The sequence below is a fragment of the Janibacter cremeus genome (assembly GCF_029395675.1).
Classification (GTDB): domain Bacteria; phylum Actinomycetota; class Actinomycetes; order Actinomycetales; family Dermatophilaceae; genus Janibacter; species Janibacter cremeus_A.
In genome coordinates this window covers 2,666,152-2,685,818 of record NZ_CP115184.1, presented here as the reverse complement: position 1 = coordinate 2,685,818, position 19,667 = coordinate 2,666,152, and the positions used below count along the sequence as shown (strand labels likewise).

At 72.2% G+C, this 19,667-nt stretch carries 20 protein-coding genes and 1 tRNA gene; 9 read left to right on the top strand and 12 right to left on the bottom strand.

Annotated features, from left to right (window positions below; all coding sequences use genetic code 11):
* Positions 1 to 5: 5 nt before the first annotated feature.
* Both O9K63_RS12810 and O9K63_RS12805 read right to left on the bottom strand, forming a co-directional pair.
* Positions 6 to 1,022 carry a transglutaminase family protein gene (locus O9K63_RS12810; RefSeq protein ID WP_277238395.1) on the bottom strand — a complete coding sequence of 339 codons (1,017 nt, stop codon included), beginning with the start codon at positions 1,020 to 1,022 and terminating at the stop codon, positions 6 to 8.
* Positions 1,019 to 3,613 (bottom strand): circularly permuted type 2 ATP-grasp protein, encoded by a 2,595-nt coding sequence (locus O9K63_RS12805; protein ID WP_277238393.1) that lies wholly within the window; start codon positions 3,611 to 3,613, stop codon positions 1,019 to 1,021. Before O9K63_RS12805 ends, O9K63_RS12810 begins: the two co-directional genes overlap by 4 nt.
* A 187-nt stretch (positions 3,614 to 3,800) precedes the next feature.
* Here O9K63_RS12805 and O9K63_RS12800 point away from each other — a divergent pair, with 187 nt between their 5' ends.
* Together O9K63_RS12800 and O9K63_RS12795 are read left to right on the top strand one after the other, a co-directional pair.
* The gene (locus tag O9K63_RS12800) at positions 3,801 to 4,394 is read left to right on the top strand and encodes an ArsR/SmtB family transcription factor (RefSeq protein ID WP_277238391.1); all 594 of its coding nucleotides are present in this window, start codon (positions 3,801 to 3,803) and stop codon (positions 4,392 to 4,394) included.
* A 1-nt stretch (position 4,395) separates the two neighbouring features.
* Positions 4,396 to 5,700 (top strand): MFS transporter, encoded by a 1,305-nt coding sequence (locus O9K63_RS12795; protein ID WP_277238390.1) that lies wholly within the window; start codon positions 4,396 to 4,398, stop codon positions 5,698 to 5,700.
* Here the strand turns inward: O9K63_RS12795 and O9K63_RS12790 are convergent.
* From O9K63_RS12790 to O9K63_RS12775, 4 genes are read right to left on the bottom strand one after another with little or no spacing between them, the layout of a single operon-like run.
* On the bottom strand, positions 5,669 to 6,835 hold the full coding sequence (locus tag O9K63_RS12790) for an acyl-CoA dehydrogenase family protein (RefSeq protein ID WP_277238389.1): 1,167 nt from the start codon (positions 6,833 to 6,835) through the stop codon (positions 5,669 to 5,671). The genes O9K63_RS12795 and O9K63_RS12790 overlap by 32 nt on opposite strands.
* A gap of 24 nt (positions 6,836 to 6,859) precedes the next feature.
* Positions 6,860 to 7,699 (bottom strand): CoA transferase, encoded by an 840-nt coding sequence (locus tag O9K63_RS12785; RefSeq protein ID WP_277238388.1) that lies wholly within the window; start codon positions 7,697 to 7,699, stop codon positions 6,860 to 6,862.
* A gap of 5 nt (positions 7,700 to 7,704) precedes the next feature.
* On the bottom strand, positions 7,705 to 9,867 hold the full coding sequence (locus tag O9K63_RS12780) for a 3-hydroxyacyl-CoA dehydrogenase NAD-binding domain-containing protein (RefSeq protein ID WP_346771027.1): 2,163 nt from the start codon (positions 9,865 to 9,867) through the stop codon (positions 7,705 to 7,707).
* Between the two features lie 39 nt (positions 9,868 to 9,906).
* A complete protein-coding gene (locus tag O9K63_RS12775; RefSeq protein WP_277238386.1) occupies positions 9,907 to 11,127 on the bottom strand; it encodes an acetyl-CoA C-acetyltransferase in 1,221 nt (406 codons plus the stop codon).
* Between the two features lie 113 nt (positions 11,128 to 11,240).
* Between O9K63_RS12775 and O9K63_RS12770 the strand changes: the two genes are divergently transcribed.
* Positions 11,241 to 11,828 (top strand): TetR/AcrR family transcriptional regulator, encoded by a 588-nt coding sequence (locus O9K63_RS12770; RefSeq protein ID WP_277238385.1) that lies wholly within the window; start codon positions 11,241 to 11,243, stop codon positions 11,826 to 11,828.
* A 9-nt stretch (positions 11,829 to 11,837) separates the two neighbouring features.
* On the opposite strand, the gene O9K63_RS12765 is transcribed toward O9K63_RS12770, so the two are convergent.
* Positions 11,838 to 11,969 (bottom strand): hypothetical protein, encoded by a 132-nt coding sequence (locus tag O9K63_RS12765; protein ID WP_277238384.1) that lies wholly within the window; start codon positions 11,967 to 11,969, stop codon positions 11,838 to 11,840.
* 83 nt (positions 11,970 to 12,052) lie between these two features.
* Here O9K63_RS12765 and O9K63_RS12760 point away from each other — a divergent pair, with 83 nt between their 5' ends.
* Together O9K63_RS12760 and O9K63_RS12755 are read left to right on the top strand one after the other, a co-directional pair.
* On the top strand, positions 12,053 to 12,346 hold the full coding sequence (locus O9K63_RS12760; RefSeq protein WP_277238383.1) for a YrhK family protein: 294 nt from the start codon (positions 12,053 to 12,055) through the stop codon (positions 12,344 to 12,346).
* A gap of 28 nt (positions 12,347 to 12,374) precedes the next feature.
* Entirely contained in the window at positions 12,375 to 12,923 is a 549-nt protein-coding gene (locus tag O9K63_RS12755; RefSeq protein ID WP_277238382.1) for an NYN domain-containing protein, read from the top strand.
* 31 nt (positions 12,924 to 12,954) lie between these two features.
* Here O9K63_RS12755 and O9K63_RS12750 read toward each other — a convergent pair whose 3' ends face one another.
* Positions 12,955 to 13,842 (bottom strand): crotonase/enoyl-CoA hydratase family protein, encoded by an 888-nt coding sequence (locus tag O9K63_RS12750; RefSeq protein ID WP_277238381.1) that lies wholly within the window; start codon positions 13,840 to 13,842, stop codon positions 12,955 to 12,957.
* Between the two features lie 36 nt (positions 13,843 to 13,878).
* Here O9K63_RS12750 and O9K63_RS12745 point away from each other — a divergent pair, with 36 nt between their 5' ends.
* Positions 13,879 to 14,310, top strand: a complete 432-nt coding sequence (locus O9K63_RS12745; RefSeq protein WP_277238380.1) for a DoxX family protein — start codon at positions 13,879 to 13,881, stop codon at positions 14,308 to 14,310.
* 31 nt (positions 14,311 to 14,341) lie between these two features.
* On the opposite strand, the gene O9K63_RS12740 is transcribed toward O9K63_RS12745, so the two are convergent.
* The 4 genes from O9K63_RS12740 to O9K63_RS12725 form a co-directional block, all read right to left on the bottom strand.
* Positions 14,342 to 15,574, bottom strand: a complete 1,233-nt coding sequence (locus tag O9K63_RS12740; protein WP_277238378.1) for a globin domain-containing protein — start codon at positions 15,572 to 15,574, stop codon at positions 14,342 to 14,344.
* A gap of 164 nt (positions 15,575 to 15,738) precedes the next feature.
* Entirely contained in the window at positions 15,739 to 17,007 is a 1,269-nt protein-coding gene (locus tag O9K63_RS12735) for a YeeE/YedE family protein (protein WP_277238376.1), read from the bottom strand.
* Positions 17,008 to 17,322: 315 nt separating this feature from the next.
* Positions 17,323 to 17,405: transfer RNA gene (locus tag O9K63_RS12730), tRNA-Leu, on the bottom strand.
* Positions 17,406 to 17,551: 146 nt separating this feature from the next.
* Positions 17,552 to 17,770, bottom strand: coding sequence for a MerR family transcriptional regulator (locus tag O9K63_RS12725; RefSeq protein ID WP_277238374.1), 219 nt, complete (start codon positions 17,768 to 17,770; stop codon positions 17,552 to 17,554).
* 64 nt (positions 17,771 to 17,834) lie between these two features.
* Between O9K63_RS12725 and O9K63_RS12720 the strand changes: the two genes are divergently transcribed.
* From O9K63_RS12720 to O9K63_RS12710, 3 genes are all read left to right on the top strand, one after another.
* Positions 17,835 to 18,101, top strand: coding sequence for a monooxygenase family protein (locus tag O9K63_RS12720; protein WP_277238372.1), 267 nt, complete (start codon positions 17,835 to 17,837; stop codon positions 18,099 to 18,101).
* Between the two features lie 80 nt (positions 18,102 to 18,181).
* Positions 18,182 to 19,141, top strand: a complete 960-nt coding sequence (locus tag O9K63_RS12715; protein WP_277238371.1) for an FhaA domain-containing protein — start codon at positions 18,182 to 18,184, stop codon at positions 19,139 to 19,141.
* Positions 19,142 to 19,168: 27 nt separating this feature from the next.
* On the top strand, positions 19,169 to 19,666 hold the full coding sequence (locus O9K63_RS12710) for an FHA domain-containing protein FhaB/FipA (RefSeq protein WP_277238368.1): 498 nt from the start codon (positions 19,169 to 19,171) through the stop codon (positions 19,664 to 19,666).
* Position 19,667: the final 1 nt, after the last annotated feature.

Here is a 19,667-nt window from a genome sequence, read left to right as displayed (position 1 = left end):
CCAGATTACTGGCCGTCGTCGGCACCCGACGCGCCGCTCTCCCGTGGATCGCCCGTGCCCAACCGGATGACGTCGACACCGACGTCCAGCGTCGAGCCGCTGCCCTCGGAGAAGATGATGCCCTTCAGCGGGGAGACGTCGCGGAAGTCACGGCCCCAGCCGGTGACGATGTAGCGCGAGTCGGCGAAGTGGTTGTTCGTGGGGTCGATGTCCACCCAGTCGCCCTCCGGCGTCATCGCCGCCGCCCAGGCGTGCGAGGCGTCGGAGCCCTCGAGCTTGGCCTCGCCGGGCGGAGGGCGGGTCTCGATGTACCCGGAGACGTACCTGGCGGGGATGCCGACGGCCCGCAGGCACCCGATGGCCAGGTGCGCGAAGTCCTGGCACACACCGGCCCGCCCCCGGAGCAGCTCCGGCAGGGTCGTCTTCACGCTCGTCGCACCCTTGGCGTAGGTGAAGTCGCGGTAGATGTCGGAGTAGAGGGCCATCAGGGCGCTGCCGAAGGGCCGGTCGGGCGGCAGGATCCCCGCCGCGTAGGCGATGACCTCCGGGTCGAGGTCCACGAGCGAGGAGGGGAGCAGGTACTGCGCCGCCTCGGCCCGGTCGATGCCCTCCCCCTCGGAGACCGCCGCGGCGACCTCGGCGACGGTCCAGGAGTCGAGCCGCTCCATGTCCGGCGCCGGCCAGTCGACCTCCGCGATGCTGCGCTTGGACACCTCGAGGACGGTGTGCGGGGTGCGCACCTCGTAGAAGCTGGAGAAGTTGCCGAAGTGGTCGACGTGCTCGGTGTGGATGTGCGGCTCGGGCACGATCTCCACGTCGTGCTCGATGATGCGCTGCTGGGGCGTGCTCCGCGGGCGCAGCATCGCCCGGCCGTAGGAGTCGGTGACGTACTCCTCGTAGGTGTAGGTGGTGCGGTGGCGCACCTCGTACCGACGGCGGGTGTGGTGCTCCGGGCTGATCGTCGGTCCGGGGCCGGTCGTCGTCGGCTCGGGGGCGGGCGGCCGGTCGGGTGTGGAGCTCACCAGGACCCCTCCCCGCTGCTCCACTGGAACCACTGGATCGTGCGGCCCTCCGCCTTGCGCTGGAAGTAGGTCTCGTCGAGGGCCCGGTGGACCTGGCGCAGGTCGGCACCGATGCCGGTGAGCGCGCGCGAGAGGGGCTGGCGCCCGTCGGCGAAGAGCTCCTCGAGGTCGAGTGCGGCGATGCGGTCGCGGAGCTCGCGCACCCACGGCAGCACGAGCTCGTCCTCGAGGAGCTCGAGGTCCTCGACGAGCCGCTCGACCTGGAACCCCACCGAGCGCGGGTTGCTCCCGTCGCGCAGCAGCAGGTCGACGGCGGCCTGGAGCGGGGAGAGCCCGCCGAGACCGCTGGTCAGCCGGCGTCGGTAGGTGATGACCGACTCCGCCGCGAGCAGCGCCGCCTCGGTCGTCGTGCCCTCGACGACGGGCGCCCGCTCGACAGCGAGCACCGAGGTGATCAGCCGCGTCGTCTGCTGGGCGCGCTCGACCCGCTTGCCCGCGTCGGCGAAGGCCCACGTGGGATCGCGGATCAACGACTCCACCCCGATGCCCGCGAGCGCGAGGAGACCCTCGATGGTCCCCATGAGCAGCTCCTGCAGATCGTCCTCGGGGGCGGCGTGCCGCAGGGTGCGCTCGAGCCGCGACATGACCAGCCAGGTGTCGACCGAGAGGGTCTCGCGCACGGCCTGGGCCGCGATGACCGCGCGATGGGTGCTGAAGGCGACCGAGCCGACGACCCGCGGGTCGAGGGTGAGGGCGCGCAGGTGCGGCAGCGGGTCCTTCCGGCGCTCCCACGCGTCCTCGCCGACGAAGCCGGGACGGGCGGCCACGACGGAGGTGACCGCCTCCAGCAGGGCGAGCATCGCGGTGTGGCCGGTCGTGCCGGGGCGTGCGGCGTGGTCGTCGACGAGGTTGTCGGCCACCCGCAGCAGGCGGGCGGCGAACTCGGCCCGCTCGCCGTACCGACCCATCCAGTACAGGTCGGCCGCGACACGTGGCGGCGGTGCCGCGGAGGCCAGCGCCGCCGCCCCGGCGAACGGACTCGGGGCGGTCAGGCCCTCCCCTTCGTCCACGAGCGTGTCGTCACGCACCCACACGTCCTTGCTCATCGCGCCGGTGAGGCTGGAGATGGCGCCGGAGTCGGGGCGCACGGCGACACGGCCCAGGCCACCGGGCAGGACGGCGTAGTCCTCCTCGTCGGCGACGGCGAAGGTGCGCAGCACGACGTGGCGCGGCTCGAGCCCGCCGGCGGTGACCACGGGAGCGGTCGACATCGTCAGCGGGTCCTGCGCGGTCCACTTCCACGGCTCGGCCTGGATGCGTCGGGCCAGCTCCTCGCGCTCGTCCGCGGTGATCTCCCAGCCGAAGACCGCGTTGCCGCCGTTCGTGCCGTCCCCGCGGGAGGCGGGCTTGACGACGAGGCTGGAGAGGTTGGTGACGACGTGGCTGAGGTGGCTGGGGTCGCCGGCCCACCACGTCTGGGTGGACTGGAGGATCAGGTCCTCGTCGAGCAGGTACCGGCAGATCGCCGGGAGGTAGGGGATCAGCGCCGGGTTCTCCAGCACGCCCGAGGAGATCGGGTTGACCAGCGAGACGTGCCCCAGCCGTGCCGCCTCGACCATGCCGGGGAGTCCGAGGCGGGAGTCTCCGCGCAGGTCCAGCTGGTCGATGGCGCCGCCGTCCACCCGGCGCATGATGACGTCGACCGGGGACAGGCCGCTCGTCGTGCGCATCCAGATCCGACCGTCGCGGCTGACGAGGTCCTCGGACTCGACGACGGGGACGCCGAGGACGGTCGACTGCAGGGCCTCGTCGTAGGCCGCGTCGCTGAGGCTGCCCGGCGTGAGGATGACGATGCGCGGGACGTCGTCGGTCTGCGGCGCGGCGGCCATGAGGGCCTTGTGCATCTGGTAGAAGAAGCCGCGCAGGCGGGCCAGGTCCACGCTGCGGTGCAGGTCGGGCAGCACGCGGGCGATGATGCGGCGGTTGGCCATCGCGTAACCGGCACCGCTCGGGGCCTGCGTCCGGTCGGCGAAGACCCGCCACGTGCCGGTGCGGTCGCGGGCGAGGTCCATCGCCGGCATGACGAGCTGGCGCGGGCCGGGCAGCCGGATGCCGTCGGCCTGCGGGAGCCAGCCGTCGTGGCCGTAGACCGCCGTGCCGGGCAGGATGCCGTCGCGCACGAGGCGCTGCTCGCCGGTGAGGTCGGTGAGGACGCCGTCGAGGAGGGCCGCACGCTGGCGCACGCCCTGCTCGAGCTTGGCCCACTCCGTGGCGCCGATGGTCAGCGGGAGCGGGTCGAGCTCCCACGTGCGGGGCTCGGTCGGGACGGTGCGGCCGTCGGCGACGTCCTCGTCGTCCGGGGAGGCGCCCGCGCCGTACGTGATCCCCTCGTCCTCGACGAACCGGCGGCTCGCTGCCCGGGCGGCGAGCATCCCGGGCAGTCGGGCGGAGGCGATCGCCTCCGCGAGCGGCTCGGCCGCCTCCCGGACACCGTCGAGGGTCACGACCTCGTCGATCCCCTCGGTGACCGTGACCTCGTCGCGGTACTCATCGAGAGGGCTCGGGAGATCGCCGAAGGCCGGAGCGGACATGGGCTCGACACTAACGCCCGCGGTCGCCTCCGGGCGCACACGAACTACTGCAGGCAGTACCTGGTATCGCGAGCAGTAGCTCGAGCTGATGCAGACGATACGTGCTACTGCCTGCAGTAGTTCGTTGGCTCCGCTGTGTGCAAAGGAGTGTTTGCAAACATCTCTTTGCGGTTCTACGCTGGGCGTCATGGACCCCGCGCTGCCCGTCACCCAGCTCAGGGCACTCTCCCACCCGGTGCGCATGCGCATCCTGGGCCTGCTGCGCACGCTCGGTCCGGCCACCGCAACCTTGATCGCCCGGCGCCTCGGACTCAACTCGGGCGCGACGAGCTACCACCTGCGCCAGCTGGCCGAGCACGGTTTCGTCGAGGAGGCCCCCGGCATGGGCACCAAGCGGGAGAGGTGGTGGCGGGCTGTCAGCCAGATGACCTCCGTCCCCGAGCCGGACGACCCGGACGACGAAGGGAGGGACGCCACCGACGCCTTCCACCACATGGTCGTGGGTCAGCAGGCACAGCGGATGCAGACCGCCGCCGAGCGTCGCGGCGGGGAGCCGCAGGAGTGGCGTGTGGTCACGTCGATCAGCGACGCCGCGCTCGCGGTCACCGCCGAGCAGGCACGCGAGATCCAGCACCGCTTCGAGTCGCTGATCTGGGAGGTCCTCGAGGAGCACGGCGGTCCACCCGGGCCGGTCGGCGAGGGCGAGCGGCGGTTCAACGTCGTCGTGTCGACCTTCGTCGACGCCGAGGAGCCGGCGTGGGACGCACAGGACGGTGGTTGAGGTGCGAGGGACGAGCCTCGACACCACCACCCACCTCTCCCCGGACGCCGCCCGCCGCGTCCTGCTCCTGCTGACCATCACGCGGTGGCTGCCGGTCGGTCTGGTCGTCTCGCTCCACGTGCTGTGGATGCTCGAGCGCGGGCTGACCCTGACCCAGGCGCTCGCGGCCAGTGCGGCCACCGGCGCCTGCGTCCTCCTCCTCGAGCTGCCGACCTCCGGGATCGCGGACGCCCTGGGCCGTCGGCCGCTCCTCGTCGTCGCGGGGGTCGTCAACGTCGGGGCCGCGGTGGCCTTCCTCGTCGCGGACTCGCTCGTGACCTTCGCCGTGGCCGCGGCACTGCTCGGGGTCTTCCGGGCCCTGGACTCCGGGCCGCTGGAGGCGTGGTTCGTCGACACCGTCCACCAGACCCACCCGGGCACCGACGTCGACCAGGACCTCTCCCGCATGGGCACGACCATGGGCCTGTCGATGGGCGCCGGTGCCGTGGCCTCGTCCGTGCTCGTGGCGTGGCACCCGGTCCAGGGCCACTCGGCCCTGTGGCTGCCGATCCTCGTCTTCGTCGCGCTCAACGTCGTCCACCTCCTCGCCGTCCTGCTCCTGCTCCACGAGCCCGCCCGGCTCGACCAGCGGGGCTTCGGGGCGGCGCGCGCGTCGGTCGTCCGGGCGCCGGGCGTCATCCGGTCCGGGCTGCGGATGCTGCGCGAGAACCGCGTGCTGCGCTACCTCGTGCTCGTCGAGCTCTTCTGGTCGACGTCGATGATCAGCTTCGAGGCACTCATGCCGGCGCGGATGGCCGAGCTCGTCGGCGGCGAGGCCCGGGCCGCCGTCATCATCGGGCCGGTCGCCGCGGCCGCCTGGGTCGTCTTCGCCGCGGGCGCCAGGGCGTCTGGGTGGCTCAGCCTGCGGATCGGTGTCGCCCGCACCGCGATCGTCGGCCGGGTCCTCACCAGCCTCGGCGCGATCTCCATGGGACTCGCCCTCGGTCCGGTCGCCCTCGTCGTGACCCACCTGCTGACGTACTCGATGCACGGCTTCGGCGGACCGGTCTACAACGCCCTGCTGCACCGCGAGGCGCGCGCGGACAACCGGGCGACGGTGCTGTCGATGGCGTCCATGGTCGCCTTCACCGCGTTCACCCTGGGCAGCCCGCTGCTGGGGCTGCTCTCGGACCACACGTCCATCCAGGTGGCCATGGTCCTCGCGGGGGTCATCGGACTCGGCGGCGCCTGGTGCGTCCTGCCAGCCCTCCACGCCGAGCGGGACCGCGCCTCGCTCACAGCGTCCGGGAGATCAGCTCCTTCATGATCTCGTTCGTCCCGCCGTAGATCTTCTGCACCCGGGCGCCGGCGTAGAGGCGGGCGATGGGGTACTCGAGCACGTAGCCGTACCCGCCGAAGAGCTGCAGGCACCGGTCGATGACGTCGCACTGCACGTCCGTCGTCCAGTACTTCGCCCGGGAGGCGGTCGCCGCGTCGAGCCGCCCGTCGACGTGCAGGCCGACGCAGTGGTCGAGGAAGGTGCGCGCCGCGAGCACGTCCGTCGACACCTCGGCGAGCGTGAAGCGCGTGTTCTGGAAGGCGGCGATCGGCTTGCCGAAGGCCTCGCGCTCCTTGGTGTACGCCACGGCGAGGTCGACGGCCTTCTCCGCGGACGCGACGGCCCCCACCGCGATGGCCAGGCGCTCCTGCGGCAGCTGGGTCATCAGCTGGTAGAACCCCTGCCCCTCCTCCTCGCCGAGCAGGTTGGCCACCGGGACCCGCATGTCGGTGAAGGCGAGCTCGCGGGTGTCCTGCCCGTGCTGGCCGATCTTGTGCAGCACCCGCCCGCGCTCGAAGCCCTCGAGCCCGTCGACCTCGGCCACGACCAGCGACAGGCCCTGGGCGCCCTCACCACCGGTGCGGGCGACGATCACGACGAGGCCGGCGTGGGAGGAGTTGGTGATGAAGGTCTTCGACCCGTTGACGACGTAGTGGTCGCCGTCGCGCCGGGCGGTGGTGCGGATGTTCTGCAGGTCCGACCCCGTGCCCGGCTCGGTCATGGCGATGGCCCCGACGAGCTCGCCGGAGGCCATCCTCGGCAGCCACGCCTGCTTCTGCTCCTCCGACCCGTAGGCGAGGATGTAGTGGGCGACGATCGAGGAGTGCACGGAGTAGCCGAGGGCGTCGTCACCGGCCTTGCCCTGCTCCCACAGGACGGCGGCCTCGTGGGCGAAGGACCCGCCGCCACCGCCGTACTCCTCGGGGACGGAGATGCACAGCAGCCCCGCGGCACCGGCGGCCAGCCAGGTCTCCTCGTCGACCTGGTGCTGCTCGGCGAAACGCTCGAGGTTCGGCGTGACCTCCCGCTCGAAGAAGGTCCGGGCCAACTGCGTCACATCGACGATGTCTTCAACGTCCATCCACGGCGAGACGTAGGGCTGGGGCTGGAGGATGTCGGGCATCGGTCTCTCCTGTGACGAAGGGGGTCAGTCGGCCACGGCGACGAGCGGCAGGTCGTGGGTGGTGGCCCACTGCTCCCACTCGCTCGCCGTGCGACCCGCGAAGACCTCGGCGAGGCGCTGGGTGGTCAGCTCCTCGGCCGGCAGGTCGAGGGCCGCGAGCAGGGAGCGCGTGAAATGCGGCTCGAGCGCCGCGAGCGCGACGTGGCCCTCGGCCGCCGCGTAGACGGCGTAGACCGGCAGGTCCCCGGCGAGCATGCCCCCGGGGGAGGTGAGGCCGTGGGCGACCGGGCGGGACATCGTGTGCGCCAGGTCGGACAGGGCGACCTCACGGCGCACGCCCTCCCCGGTCCGGGCCCGCTGGACGAGCGCCGCGGCACCCTCGGCAGCCGCCCGCTCGGCGCCCGCGAGGTCCACGACGAGCGTGGCCGGCATCCGCCCGTCACGCACCATGCCGGTGCCGGCCTGGTAGGTCAGGTCGTGCCCCGGAGTCTCCGCCGCCTCGCCCGGATAACCGACGATGTCGACCTGGCAGACCTGCGGGTGCCGCTCGTGCACGGTCGCGAAGTCGAGCCCGAGGCGCCGCAGCGCCGACGGGCGCGAGGACGTGAGGAAGATGTCCGCCCCCGCGAGCAGCTCGTCGACCTCGGCGCGACCGGCGGGGTCCTTCAGGTCGATACGCACGACGTCCTGCCCGACGTGCAGCTCCTCGAAGTACGGCCTCGCGTACTGCTCCATCGGATCACCCGAGGGCGGCAGGACGGTCGTCACGCTCGCGCCCTGCCGGGCCAGCCGCGCGACGGCGGCCGGCCCGGGCAGGTTGATGGCGATCGAGACGACCCGCACACCGGCGAGGGGGGCGTCCACGTCGATCAGGCCTCGTCGACGAGGGTGCCCTTGGCGGCGCGCTCGGTCAGCCACGCGCTCGGGCGGAACCGCTCCCCGTACGCGTCGGCCAGCTCGTTGGCCCGCGCCACGAAGCCGGCCAGGCCCCCTTCGTAGTTGGTCATGAAGGTCGCCGGGCCACCGGTGTGCGGGGGGAAGCCGATCCCGAAGATGCCGCCGATGTTGGCCGAGACGGTGTCGGAGAGGACGCCGTCCTCGAAGCAGCCGGCCGTCTCGAGGGCCATGATGAAGAGGTAGCGGTCCTGCAGGTCCACGAAGGGGACCTCGGTCCCCTTCGCCCAGCGCTCGCGCAGCTCGGGCCACAGGACCTTCGGTCCCGCGGACGGGTAGTCGTACATGCCCGCCCCGGAGGCGCGGCCCTTGCGACCGAGCTCGACCATGGTGTCGATGAGCTCCTCGCCCGGGCCCTTCGCCACGGTCCGGCCCTCCGCGGCAGCGGCCTTGTCGGCCTCGGCGCGGATGTGCTGGGTCAGGGTCAGCGAGACCTCGTCGAGCATCGCCAGCGGCGGTGCCGGGAAGCCGGCCTGGGTCGCCGCGCGCTCGATCGTCTGCGGGTCGATGCCCTCGGCGAGCGCGGTGGCCCCCTCGAGGATCAGCGTGCCGAAGACGCGGCTGGTGTAGAAGCCGCGGCCGTCACCGACGACGATCGGGATCTTGCGGATCTGCTGGACGATGTCGATCGCCCGGGCGGTGGCCTCGTCGGAGGTCTGCTCGCCGCGGATGATCTCGACGAGCTTCATCTTGTCCACCGGCGAGAAGAAGTGCAGGCCGATGAAGTCCTTCGGCCGGGAGGTGAACTCCTGCAGGCTCGTGATCGGCAGCGTCGAGGTGTTCGAGCACAGCAGGGTGTCGGGGCCGACCACTGCTTCGACCTCGGCGAAGACCTTCTTCTTGAGGTCGTAGTCCTCGAAGACCGCCTCGATCACGGCGTCGACGCCCGCGAGGTCCTGCGCGTCGGCGGTGGGGGTGATCCGGGCCAAGATGGCGCTGCTCGCATCCTCCGACAACTTCCCGCGCTCGACCTGCTTGGCCAGGATCTTCTCGGAGTAGGCCTTGCCCTTCTGCGCGCCCTCGATCGAGACGTCCTTGAGGACGACGTCGATGCCGGCGCTGGCCGCGGAGTAGGCGATGCCGGCGCCCATCATCCCGGCGCCGAGGATGCCCACCGAGCCGACCGAGGACTTCTCGATGCCCTCGGGGCGGAGGGAACCGGAGCTGATCGCCTGCAGGTCGAAGAAGAAGGCCTGGATCATGGCCGTCGACTCGCGACCGGCGGCGAGCTCGGTGATGTAGCGCGACTCGATGCGACTGGCGGTGTCGAAGTCGACCTGCGCCCCCTCGACCGCGGCGGACATGATCGCGCGGGGCGACTTCGTGGGCGCCCCCTTGAGCGTCTTGCGCAGGTTCGCCGGGAAGGCCGGGAGGTTGGCGGCGAAGCGCGGCGTGCTGGGGGTGCCGCCGGGGATCTTGTGGCCCCTGACGTCCCACGGCTGCACGGCCGCGGTCTCGTCGTCCGCGTGCTCGCGGATCCACGCCTTGGCGGCGGGGACGAGCTCCTCGCGGGTGGGGACGAGCTGGTCGACGACCCCCTTCGCCAGGGCCGCCGCGGGGGTGCGCTGCTGGCCCTGCAGCAGCCAGCCCATGAGCGCCTCCTGGATGCCGAGCATCCGCACCAGGCGGGTGACGCCACCGCCGCCGGGGAGCAGGCCGAGGGTGACCTCGGGCAGACCGAGCTTGATCCTCGGGTCGTCGACGGCGATGCGGTGGTGGGTCGCGAGCGCGATCTCCAGGCCACCGCCGAGGGCGGCGCCGTTGATCGCCGCGACGACCGGCCGGCCGAGGGTCTCGAGGCGACGCAGCTGGGCCTTGATGCCCTCGATGCCCTCGAAGAACTCCGCGGCGGTCTCCTGCGTCACCGACTGGAGGTCGGAGAGGTTGCCGCCGGCGAAGAAGGTCTTCTTCGCCGAGGTGAGCACGACACCGGTGATCTGGTCGCGCTCGGCCTCGAGGCGCTCGATGGTCTCGGCCATCGACCGGGTGTAGGTGTCGTTCATCGTGTTGGCGCCCGCGTCCGGGTCGTCCATGGTCAGGGTGACGATGCCCTCGTCGTCACGCTCGTAACGGATCATGTTCTCGCTCATTGGTTCCTGGCTTCCTTGTCCGCTGGTTCAGACGCGCTCGACGATGGTGGCGATGCCCATGCCACCGCCGATGCAGAGGGTGGCGATGCCGCGCTCGAGGTCGCGGCGCTCGAGCTCGTCGACGAGGGTGCCGAGGATCATCGCCCCGGTCGCGCCGAGCGGGTGGCCCATCGCGATCGCGCCGCCGTTGACGTTGGTCTGCTCCTCGGTCCAGCCCATGTCGCGGATGAGCTTGAGGGCGACGGCCGCGAAGGCCTCGTTGATCTCGACGAGGTCGATGTCCTTGGCGCTCATGCCGACGCGGTCGAGGGCCTTGCGGCAGGCCGGTGCCGGGCCGGTGAGCATGATCGTCGGCTCGGAGCCGATGACGGCCGTGGAGATGATGCGGGCGCGGGGGGTCAGGCCCATCTCCTGGCCGGCCTTCTCGTTGCCGATGAGCACCAGCGAGGCGCCGTCGACGATGCCGGAGGAGTTGCCGGCGTGGTGGACGTGGTTGATCCCGTCCGTCGAGTGGTACTTCTCCAGGGCCACGTGGTCGAAGCCGCCCTGCTCGCCGATCGCGGCGAAGGAGGGCTTGAGGCCGCCGAGCGACTCCGCGCTCGTGCCCGGGCGGATGGTCTCGTCGCGGTCGAGGATGGTGATGCCGTTGGCGTCCCGGACCGGGATGACGGACCGGTCGAACCAGCCGTTCTCCCACGCGGCCGCGGCACGGGCGTGCGACTGCGCGGCGAAGCGGTCGACCTCGGCGCGGTCGAAGCCCTCGAGGGTGGCGATGAGGTCGGCCCCGATGCCCTGCGGGACGAAGCCGGTCTCGAGGTTCGTCGCCGGGTCCATCGCCCAGGCGCCGCCGTCGCTGGCCATGGGGACGCGGGACATCGACTCGACACCACCGGCGAGGAAGAGGTCCTCGAAGCCGGAGCGGACGCGGGCCGCGACCTGGTTGATGGCCTCGAGGCCGGAGCCGCAGAAGCGGTTGAGCTGCACGCCCGCGACCGGCTCGGGGTAACCGGCCTTCAGCGCCGCGATGCGCGGGAGGACCGCGCCCTGGTCGCCGACCGGGGAGACGATGCCCATGACGAGGTCGTCGATCCGGGCGGCGTCGAGGCCGGGGTTGCGCTCACGGACGGCGTCGAGGAGACCGACGGTCAGGTCGATCGGCTTGACCTCGTGGAGGGAGCCGGACGACTTGCCCTTCCCTCGGGGCGTGCGGACGGCGTCGTAGATGACGGCCTGGGGCTGCTCGGGCATGAACCGGCTCCTTCTCGGATACGCGACGGCGATTCAGTTCGCACCCTACGCACGCGCTGAACACCTGTGCAATAGTCCCCGGTGTGACCCCGACAACGACGAAGGGAGGCACCGTGACCCCACCAGTGGCGGGCCCGTCCGCCGATGCCAAGGAGCGCATCCTCACCGTCGCCCTCGGGCTCTTCGGCGAGCGCGGAGTCGCCGCGACGAGCCTGCGCGAGGTCGCCCGCGTCGCGGGCGTGGCCCCGGGCCTGGTCGTGCACCACTTCGGCGGCAAGGAGGGGCTGCACGGGTGCGTCGACGACCACGTCGTCGACCTCTTCCGCCGGGCACTGGACTCGGTCCCGCTCGACGGACCCGCCGCCGAGGTCGTCGCGGGCCGTGACGACGCGGTGACCCGCATGTTCGAGGCGAACCCCGAGGCGATCGACTACCTGCGGCGGGTCGTGGTCACCCCGGACCCGGGTGACGTGGGCCTGGCCCGCAAGCTCATCGCGGAGACGATCGCGCAGACGCGCACGCTGCGTGAGCACGGGATCGCGCGCAGCCGCATCCCGGTCGAGGAGCAGGCCGTCGCCGTCCTCGTGGGTCAGCTGGGCGACCGTCTGCTGCAGCCGACGCTGGCCCGGATGTGGACGATCGCGGGGGCGGACTCCCCGGTGCCCACCGTCAGGGTGACGATGCAGGACCGGCGGGGTTGACCCCCTTCGTCAGTGGGCCGTGGCCTCGGCGCACGTGCACCAGTCCTCGGCGCGCACCTGCGCCCGGACCTCGTCGACGTGCTCCCCGCAGCCCGACCAGGTCGTCTTCCCGCAGCTCGTGCACCGCACCGGTACGCACATGGCGGATCTCCCTTCCTCGGTGTCCCGCCAGCGTAGGCGGGTAGGACTGAGCAGGATACGCACCCGACCTCAGGAGGACACGCATGTGGCAGAAGACCCGGGACGGGCGCTGGGACGTCTCCGTGACGCTCGGCCCAACGAACCTGCGGGTCGACGGCGCGTACGAGGCGCTGTCGATCGCCAACGACTTCCTCGCGGGGCTGCTCTTCCTCGTCGGCAGCATCCTCTTCTTCTGGAAGGCGACGGAGACGGCCGCCATCTGGTGCTTCACCGTGGGGTCGGTGCTCTTCGTCGTGCGACCGACCATCCGACTCGTCCGCCGGATCCACCTCGGGTCCGCCGGTGGTGGCGAGGGTGAGGCCGCGCGCGACTTCTGAGCCGGCTCCCGCGCTATAGGGTCTGGCCATGGCCGATCGCACCACCTACCTCCTCGTCGACGGCGAGAACATCGACGCGACGCTCGGGGTCTCGGTCCTCGGCCGTCGCCCCCAGCCCGAGGAGCGCCCACGCTGGAACAAGCTCCTCGAGTACACCGAGGCGGCCTGGGACCAGCCGGTCAAGGGGTTGTTCTTCCTCGCCGTCGCCGGTGACCTGCCCGCCTCCTTCGTGCAGGCGCTGCTCGCCATGGGCTATCGGCCGGTGCCGCTGCGGGGCGAGGGCAAGGTCGTCGACATCGCGATCCAGCGCACCGCGGAGGCCCTCCTCGAGCGCGACGCGGACGTCATGCTCGTCAGCCACGACAACGACTTCACCCCGCAGATGGAGGACCTCGCCGAGGACGAGGACCGCCGCGTCGGCATCGTCGGGTTCGGTGAGTTCATGGCCAATGGGCTGCGGGACGTGCCCGGCATGGAGTTCTTCGACCTCGAGTACGACATCTCCGCCTTCAAGAGCCGCCTGCCGCGGGTGCGGGTCATCGAGATCGACGAGTTCGACCCGCTCGAGTTCATCTGAGGCGAAGGGGGGCGCCCGGGCGTCCCCGCGCTCAGCCCCCGTCCCGGGCGATCCACTCCTCGTAGAACCCCGGCATCTGCGACGCCCGGCTGGTGTACTGCGGGTCCCGCTTCTCCAGGAAGGCCGCCACGCCCTCCTTGCCGTCACCGATGCTCGTCTCGAACATGGCCAGGGAGTCGATCCGGTGCGCCTCCACGGGGTGCTGCGTCGCGGCATTGCGGCGCAGCATCTGCCGGGCGAGGGCGACCGCGACCGGCGAGCGCCCCTTCGTCCAGCGGTCGGCGAGCGCCCGGGCAGCACCCAGGAGGTCGTCCGGCTCGTGCGGCCCGGTGGCCACCCCCGCCGCGACGGCGGCGTCGGCGTCGAGGATGTCGGCGGACAGGACGAGGTCGAGGGCGGTGGGGAGCCCGACGATCCGCGGCAGGAACCAGGACGAGGCCGCCTCGGGGACGATCCCGATCCGCCCGAAGACGAAGCCGACGCGCGCCTTCGTCGAGACCAGCCGGGCATCCATGGCCAGGGTCATCGTCGCGCCGATGCCCACCGCGGCGCCGTTGATCGCGGCGATGACCGGCTTGCGGCAGTCGTGGACGGCCAGGGTGACGCGGCCGCCGGTGTCGCGCACGCCGGCGACGAGGGCGGGGTCGTCGAGCTGCTGCATGTCGGTCAGGGAGGGGGACATCGACTCGTCGAGGCCGAAGACGTTGCCCTCGGCGGTGAGGTCCATCCCCGCGCAGAAGGCGCGCCCGGCGCCGGTGACGATCACCGCGCGCACCGCGTCGTCGTCGTTGACCTCCCGGAAGGTGCGCTCGAGCTCGTCGGCCATCGTCGGGGTGAAGGAGTTGAGCTGGTCGGCCCGGTCGAGCGTGACGGTGAGGACACCGTCGTCGAGGTCGTGGCGGATCGTCGTGTACGTCATGGGGAGGACTCTGCCGCATCTGCGTACGGTCAGGGGATGACGACATCCCCGAGGGCGCTCGCCCAGGTCCTGCTCGGCGCCGCCCTCCTGTTCACCGGTACCGGGCACCTGACCTTCGCCCGCAGGGAGTTCCGGGCACAGGTGCCGCCCTGGGTGCCGCTCGACGTGGACACGGTCGTCCTGCTCTCCGGGGTGGTGGAGCTCGCCGTCGGGGTGGCCCTGCTCGTGGCCTGGCGGCAGCCGCACCGCGCGGTCGTGGGGCTGGCCACCGCGGCCCTCTTCGTCGCGGTCCTCCCGGGCAACATCGCACAGCTGACCGAGCACCGGGACGCCTTCGGCCTCGACACCGACCGCGCGCGGCTGCTCCGGCTGTTCTTCCAGCCGGTGCTCGTCGTGTGGGCGCTGTGGTCCACCCGAGCGATCGAGCAGTGGCGAAGGGGGACCCGGCCCGGCCGCCGTGGCCGGTGACCACGACGCCGGGCGGGGCGGCCCCCTTCGCTCAGACCGCGGCCGGCTCCGCGTGGGGCACCCAGGTGTCCGGCCCGAAGACCTCGTAGTGGATGTGCGACTCGGGCACGCCGTGGCCGGCCAGGCGACCGCGCACGAGCTCCATGAAGGGCAGGGGTCCGCAGAGGTAGACCTGCGCGTCCGGGTCGACGTGGGCCGCGTCGAGGTCGATCAGACCGCGCTGCACCGTCTCGCTCGGGGGCCGCACGCCCAGGTCCTCGTACCAGTGGTGCAGGCGGGCGTCGGGGATGCGCTGGACCAGTTCCGCGAGCTCCTGGCGGTGCGCGTGCCGGGCCGGGGACCGGTCGGCGTGCACCACGGTCACCGGCCGCTCGGAGCCGGTGCGGGCGAGGTGGTGGAGCATCCCGATGATCGGGGTGCAGCCGATGCCCGCGGACACCAGGAGGAGGGGATCGGTCCGGTCCTCCAGCACGAGGTCGCCGAAGGGGAGCGAGCAGTGCAGCAGGTCCCCCTCGAAGACGTTGTCGTGGAGGAAGTTCGACACCTCGCCGGCGGGGACGGGGGTGCCGTCGACGACGCCCGCGGGGACGGCCTTGACCGTGATGCCCCACGAGCGGCTGTCGGGGGCCCGGGTGAGGCTGTACTGGCGGATCTGCCGGGCGCCGTCGGGCAGGGTCACCTGCACGGAGATGTACTGGCCGGGCTGCGCCTGCTGCAGCGGCTCACCGTCCCGGCGCGCCAGGACGAGGGCCACGGTGTCGGGTGACTCCTGGCGGCGCCCGATGACGACGAGGTCCTGCCACACCTCCTCCGGGGCCACGCCGAAGCGGGAGTACAGGCCCTTCTCGATCCGGATGAGCGTGTGGGCCATGTCCCAGTAGACCTCGTCCCAGGCCGCGACGACCTCGGGGGTGGCCGCGTCGCCGAGGACCTGCGCGATGGCCTCGAAGAGGTGCTGGTGGACGATCGGGTACTGGTCCGGCGCGATGCCGAGCGAGGCGTGCTTGTGCGCGATCCGGGACAGGAGCGCGTCCACGTCGGGCTGCTCGTGGCTGACGACGAGGGTGGCGTAGGCGGCGATCGCGCCGGCGAGGGCCCGCTGCTGGTCGCCCTGGGCCTGGTTGCCGCGGTTGAACAGGTCACGCTCCAGCTCGGGATGGGCGGCGAACATCCGCCGGTAGAAGATCGGTGTGATCTCGTCGATCTTCGACCCGATGATCGGCAGCGTCGACCGGACGGTCTCGGCGGCGGTGGCTGACAGCACGACTACCTCCTGCATCTGTGGCGCGGCCCTCGCGTCACCTCCGTCGCCGCGGTCCACCCCTGGTCGGAACCGCTCTCCTGCAACGGGAATGTGCAGTCTGCACCCCCCTTCGAATAAACACCAAATCGATCGTGTTTATTGCCGGCGGGTCGCTCCGCCGCGGGTCAGCAGACGCCGTCGCCGGGCCGCGGCGTGGCCAGCCCGAGCCGGCGCCGGGCGCGCAGCCCGACCCACGTGCCGACGAGGGCGACGACCGCCCACACCCAGCCGGAGAGGCTGAAGCTGGCGATCCCGGCCAGGTAGGCACCGATGTTGCAGCCGAAGGAGAGCCGGGCGCCGTAGCCCATGAGGAAGCCGCCGAGGAGGCCGGCGACCACGATGCGCCACGGGATGCGCCGCTGCACGACGAACTGCCCGCCGACGGCGGCGGCGAGGCCGGCGCCGACGATGATCCCCAGGTCGTTCAGGGTCGTCGCGTGGTCCAGGAGCGAGCCGTTGAGGTCCGCGGCGTTGCCCGGGTCCTGCCAGTAGGACCAGGTCTCCGGGTGCATGCCGAGCGCCTGGGCGATCTTGGCCCCCCACAGGGCGAAGGCGCTGGTGACACCCCAGGCGCTGCCCTTGGTCATGAGCACGAGGGCGCTGAGGGCCGCGAGCACGACTCCACCGACCCACATCGGCCACGACCCGCGCACGATCCGGGCCAGGCCACGTGCGGTGGGGACCGGCGCGACCGGCGGCGGGGTGCGACGCCGCTCGACGAGGATGCTCGCGCCGGCGATGGCCGCGAGGACGAGCAGCGTGACCGCCAGGGCACCGCCGTAGCCGAGGTCCTCGGAGAGGGAGTAGGAGCCGAAGGTCGGCAGGGTCTCGTGCCAGAAGTCGATGCGCCACGTGCCCGCGAAGGAGCCGACGACGAAGCTCGCGAGGGTGATGACGATCGCGCTCTGCCCGCTGCCGACGTGGTACAGGACCCCGGAGGCGCAGCCACCCCCGAGCTGCATGCCGATGCCGAAGAGGAGGGCGCCGACCATCGTGCCGACCCCGATCGGGTCGACGCTCGGCTGTGGTGTCACGCCGCCGAAGCCGACACCCGTGGCCAGCACGACGGCGAAGAGGGCGGCCGTCGTCCCGAGCAGCACGGTGTGCGCGCGCAGGCCCCGGCCCTGGCCGACGGAGACGAGCTGGCGCCAGGCGGAGGTGAAGCCGAAGCGCGCGTGGAACAGGGCCACGCCCAGGCCGATGCCCAGCACGAACAGGACGGTCTGCTTCGCGCCGTGGTTGGTGGCGAGGTACACCGACCCGAGGACGGCGAGGACGAGCCCCGTGGTCATGGCGAGCGAGTTGGGGCCGGTGGCGACGGGTGGCCCCTCGGTGGGTGCGGACGGACGCGCCCCGGCGTCGGGAGCGAGGGCGGCGGAGGATGACGTGGTCATGGGCATGCTCGATCTGTGGGAAGGGACGACGGACGGCTGACGGGTCGGCGCCGTCTGCCTAGAGGCTGTCGTCGATCACGACCACCGAGTGCGCGATGAGGCACAGTCGGAAGGTCGGCTTCGTCCTGAGCTGGTCCACGGTGCACAAGTGTGGACGTCGTCGGCACGTCCTCGCCGCGGCGTTTCGCGACCTGAGACCCACCCTCGACGAGCGGTCGGCCGGCCACGGCGAGCGGTCGGCGTGCGCCCCACAGACGTCGACGACCCCCGAGCCGTGTGGGTCGGGGGTCGTGGTCGTCCTGGTGCGGACTCGTGTGCGAGAGGGGGGATTTGAACCCCCACGCCCTTGCGGACACTGGCACCTGAAGCCAGCGCGTCTGCCGTTCCGCCACTCTCGCGTGAGTGTCCCACCCGCGACGTCGCGCGTGAGCCGTCTCATTGTGCCCCATGAGCTGCCCGATTCCCAAAGCGGGCCCGACGGCACCCGCGGGCCGCGCGGCGGCCCGTCCGCTCGGGCACCGCAGCGGGGGCCCCGGCGCGCCCCTCAGCGCGGGGCAGGCCGGGTGGCGGTGCCGCTCACGGTGACGTGCTCGACCGTGATGACGCGACGCGTCGTGGCCGGGTCGAGACCGCCGACGGCCGTCAGCGCGCGCACCAGGCGGACCCGCTCGACGTGCCCCTCGTCGTACTCGGCGCTCGTGCGGGTGATCACCCGCCCCTGGGGCAGCAGCTCCTCGCGCCGGTAGCACTTGAGCGTCAACACCGGTGGGCGGCGTCGTCGTCTTCAACATCGGCATGACCATCCGCAAGAAGCACCGCCCCGACCTGTGGGGACCGGTCTTCACGGCGATGCCGCAGATGCTCGCCGAGCTCGAGCGCGCCACGGCCGCCGCCGCCCGGGGCGAGGCGGAGGACCCCGGCTGCACCCGGAGGCGGTCGGCATCTGGCACGAGACCTTCGACGTGCCGGCCGGCCACATCGAGACCCTCTACGGCAACGGTGCCCTCATCGGACTCGGCGCGGCCACCGGGACGATCGAGGCGGGTCGGCGCGGCCGCGGCGCGCGCGAACGTCTCGGATCGTCGCCCTCCTGAGACCCCGGGTCCAGCATCCGGTCAGGATGCGCCGTTAGGATCGGCGCACCCATGTCCATGCGGACACCGACGGTGGTCGCATGTGCACCCAGAGACCGAGCGAAGGGAGGATCGGCGACGTGAGCCTGTTCGAGCGCATGGAGCGCAAGCTGGAGCGCACCGTCAACGGTGTCTTCGCCCGCGCCTTCCGCGCCGAGGTCCAGCCGCTCGAGCTCGCCTCCGCCCTGCGCCGGGCCATGGACGACCGCGCCACGGTGCTCGGCCGTGGACGCACCGTCGTCCCCAACCTCTTCACGGTCGAGCTCGCTCCCGACGACTACGACCGGCTGACGGAGTTCGACGAGGAGCTCGAGGACGAGCTCGTCGCCGCCGCCGAGGAGCACGCCGAGTCCCAGCGCTACCAACCCGGCGGCCCCCTCCAGGTCCTCTTCGACCGCGACGAGGAGCTCGAGACAGGTGTCTTCCGGGTCCGGCCCGCGACCGCTCGGCAACGGGTCGACCGCGCCGAGGTGCGTGCCCACACCGCGCCCGAGGTGGCCGACGACGGCTACGACGAGTACTCCGGCAGCTGGGAGCGCGACGGCGAGCCGGACGCGCCGCCCGCGTCCGGGCGCGCCCGGGGGAACCCCCCTTCGTCCCCCGCACCCCCGCGCCCACGGGCGGCCGTCGAGGAGGACGATGATGCACCGACCTCGGTCCAGCGCGCCGTCCCACCGAGCCGGCCTCCGCGGCCGGTGTCCGTGGACGAGCGCCCCTGGCTGGAGATCTCCGGCGAGCGCTACCCCCTCATCAGCGCCATGACCGTGCTCGGTCGTGACGAGAGCGCCGACGTCGTCCTCGACGACCCGGGCATCTCACGGCGACACTGCGAGGTCCGGGTCACCCAGGACGGCCCCCGATTCGCCACGCACCTGCGTGACCTCGGCTCGACCAACGGCACCTTCGTCAATGGTGAGCCGACGGATGCCGTCCGCCTGGCCGATGGTGACCGGATCACCGCCGGCCGTACCCACGCCACCTTCCATGCCGGCCGTCGCTGACGGCCCCCACCCGAACGGAGCAGCGACGTGAGCGAGTTGACGGTAACCGTCCTGCGTCTCGGCCTGCTCGTGCTCCTGTGGGTGTTCGTGCTGTCGGTCGCCTCGGTCCTGCGCACCGATCTCTTCGGCACCCGGGTGGTCAACCGCCGCCCGGCTCCGGCGAAGAAGACCCCGAAGGGGCGCCGCGGCGCGGGCGCCGCGGCGGGTGCGGCCCGCCCCTCGCGCAACCCGCGCGCACCCACCCACCTCGTGCTCACCACGGGGCCGCTCACCGGCACGTCGCTGCCGCTGCGCGACTCCGGCGTGCTCATCGGCCGCAACCCCGAGTGCACGCTCGTCCTCGACGACGAGTTCGCCTCCGGCCGGCACGCGCGCATCATCCGGGCCGAGGACGGCTGGTACGTCGAGGACCTCGGCTCGACGAACGGCACCTTCCTCGGGCAGTACCGTGTCGGCGACCCGGTCCCCGTCGAGACCGGGACCTCGATCCGCATCGGGCGCACCGTCATCGAGCTGAGGAAATGAC

What these genes read in the sequence shown, in the direction of transcription:
- O9K63_RS12805 (WP_277238393.1), bottom strand. Translation starts at nt 3,613, where the DNA reads ATGTCCGCTCCGGCCTTCGGCGATCTCCCGAGCCCTCTCGATGAGTAC.
- O9K63_RS12800 (WP_277238391.1), top strand. Translation starts at nt 3,801, where the DNA reads ATGGACCCCGCGCTGCCCGTCACCCAGCTCAGGGCACTCTCCCACCCG.
- O9K63_RS12790 (WP_277238389.1), bottom strand. Translation starts at nt 6,835, where the DNA reads ATGCCCGACATCCTCCAGCCCCAGCCCTACGTCTCGCCGTGGATGGAC.
- O9K63_RS12780 (WP_346771027.1), bottom strand. Translation starts at nt 9,867, where the DNA reads ATGATCCGTTACGAGCGTGACGACGAGGGCATCGTCACCCTGACCATG.
- O9K63_RS12775 (WP_277238386.1), bottom strand. Translation starts at nt 11,127, where the DNA reads ATGCCCGAGCAGCCCCAGGCCGTCATCTACGACGCCGTCCGCACGCCC.
- O9K63_RS12765 (WP_277238384.1), bottom strand. Translation starts at nt 11,969, where the DNA reads ATGTGCGTACCGGTGCGGTGCACGAGCTGCGGGAAGACGACCTGGTCG.
- O9K63_RS12760 (WP_277238383.1), top strand. Translation starts at nt 12,053, where the DNA reads ATGTGGCAGAAGACCCGGGACGGGCGCTGGGACGTCTCCGTGACGCTC.
- O9K63_RS12755 (WP_277238382.1), top strand. Translation starts at nt 12,375, where the DNA reads ATGGCCGATCGCACCACCTACCTCCTCGTCGACGGCGAGAACATCGAC.
- O9K63_RS12750 (WP_277238381.1), bottom strand. Translation starts at nt 13,842, where the DNA reads ATGACGTACACGACGATCCGCCACGACCTCGACGACGGTGTCCTCACC.
- O9K63_RS12745 (WP_277238380.1), top strand. Translation starts at nt 13,879, where the DNA reads ATGACGACATCCCCGAGGGCGCTCGCCCAGGTCCTGCTCGGCGCCGCC.
- O9K63_RS12735 (WP_277238376.1), bottom strand. Translation starts at nt 17,007, where the DNA reads ATGACCACGTCATCCTCCGCCGCCCTCGCTCCCGACGCCGGGGCGCGT.
- O9K63_RS12715 (WP_277238371.1), top strand. Translation starts at nt 18,182, where the DNA reads ATGTGCACCCAGAGACCGAGCGAAGGGAGGATCGGCGACGTGAGCCTG.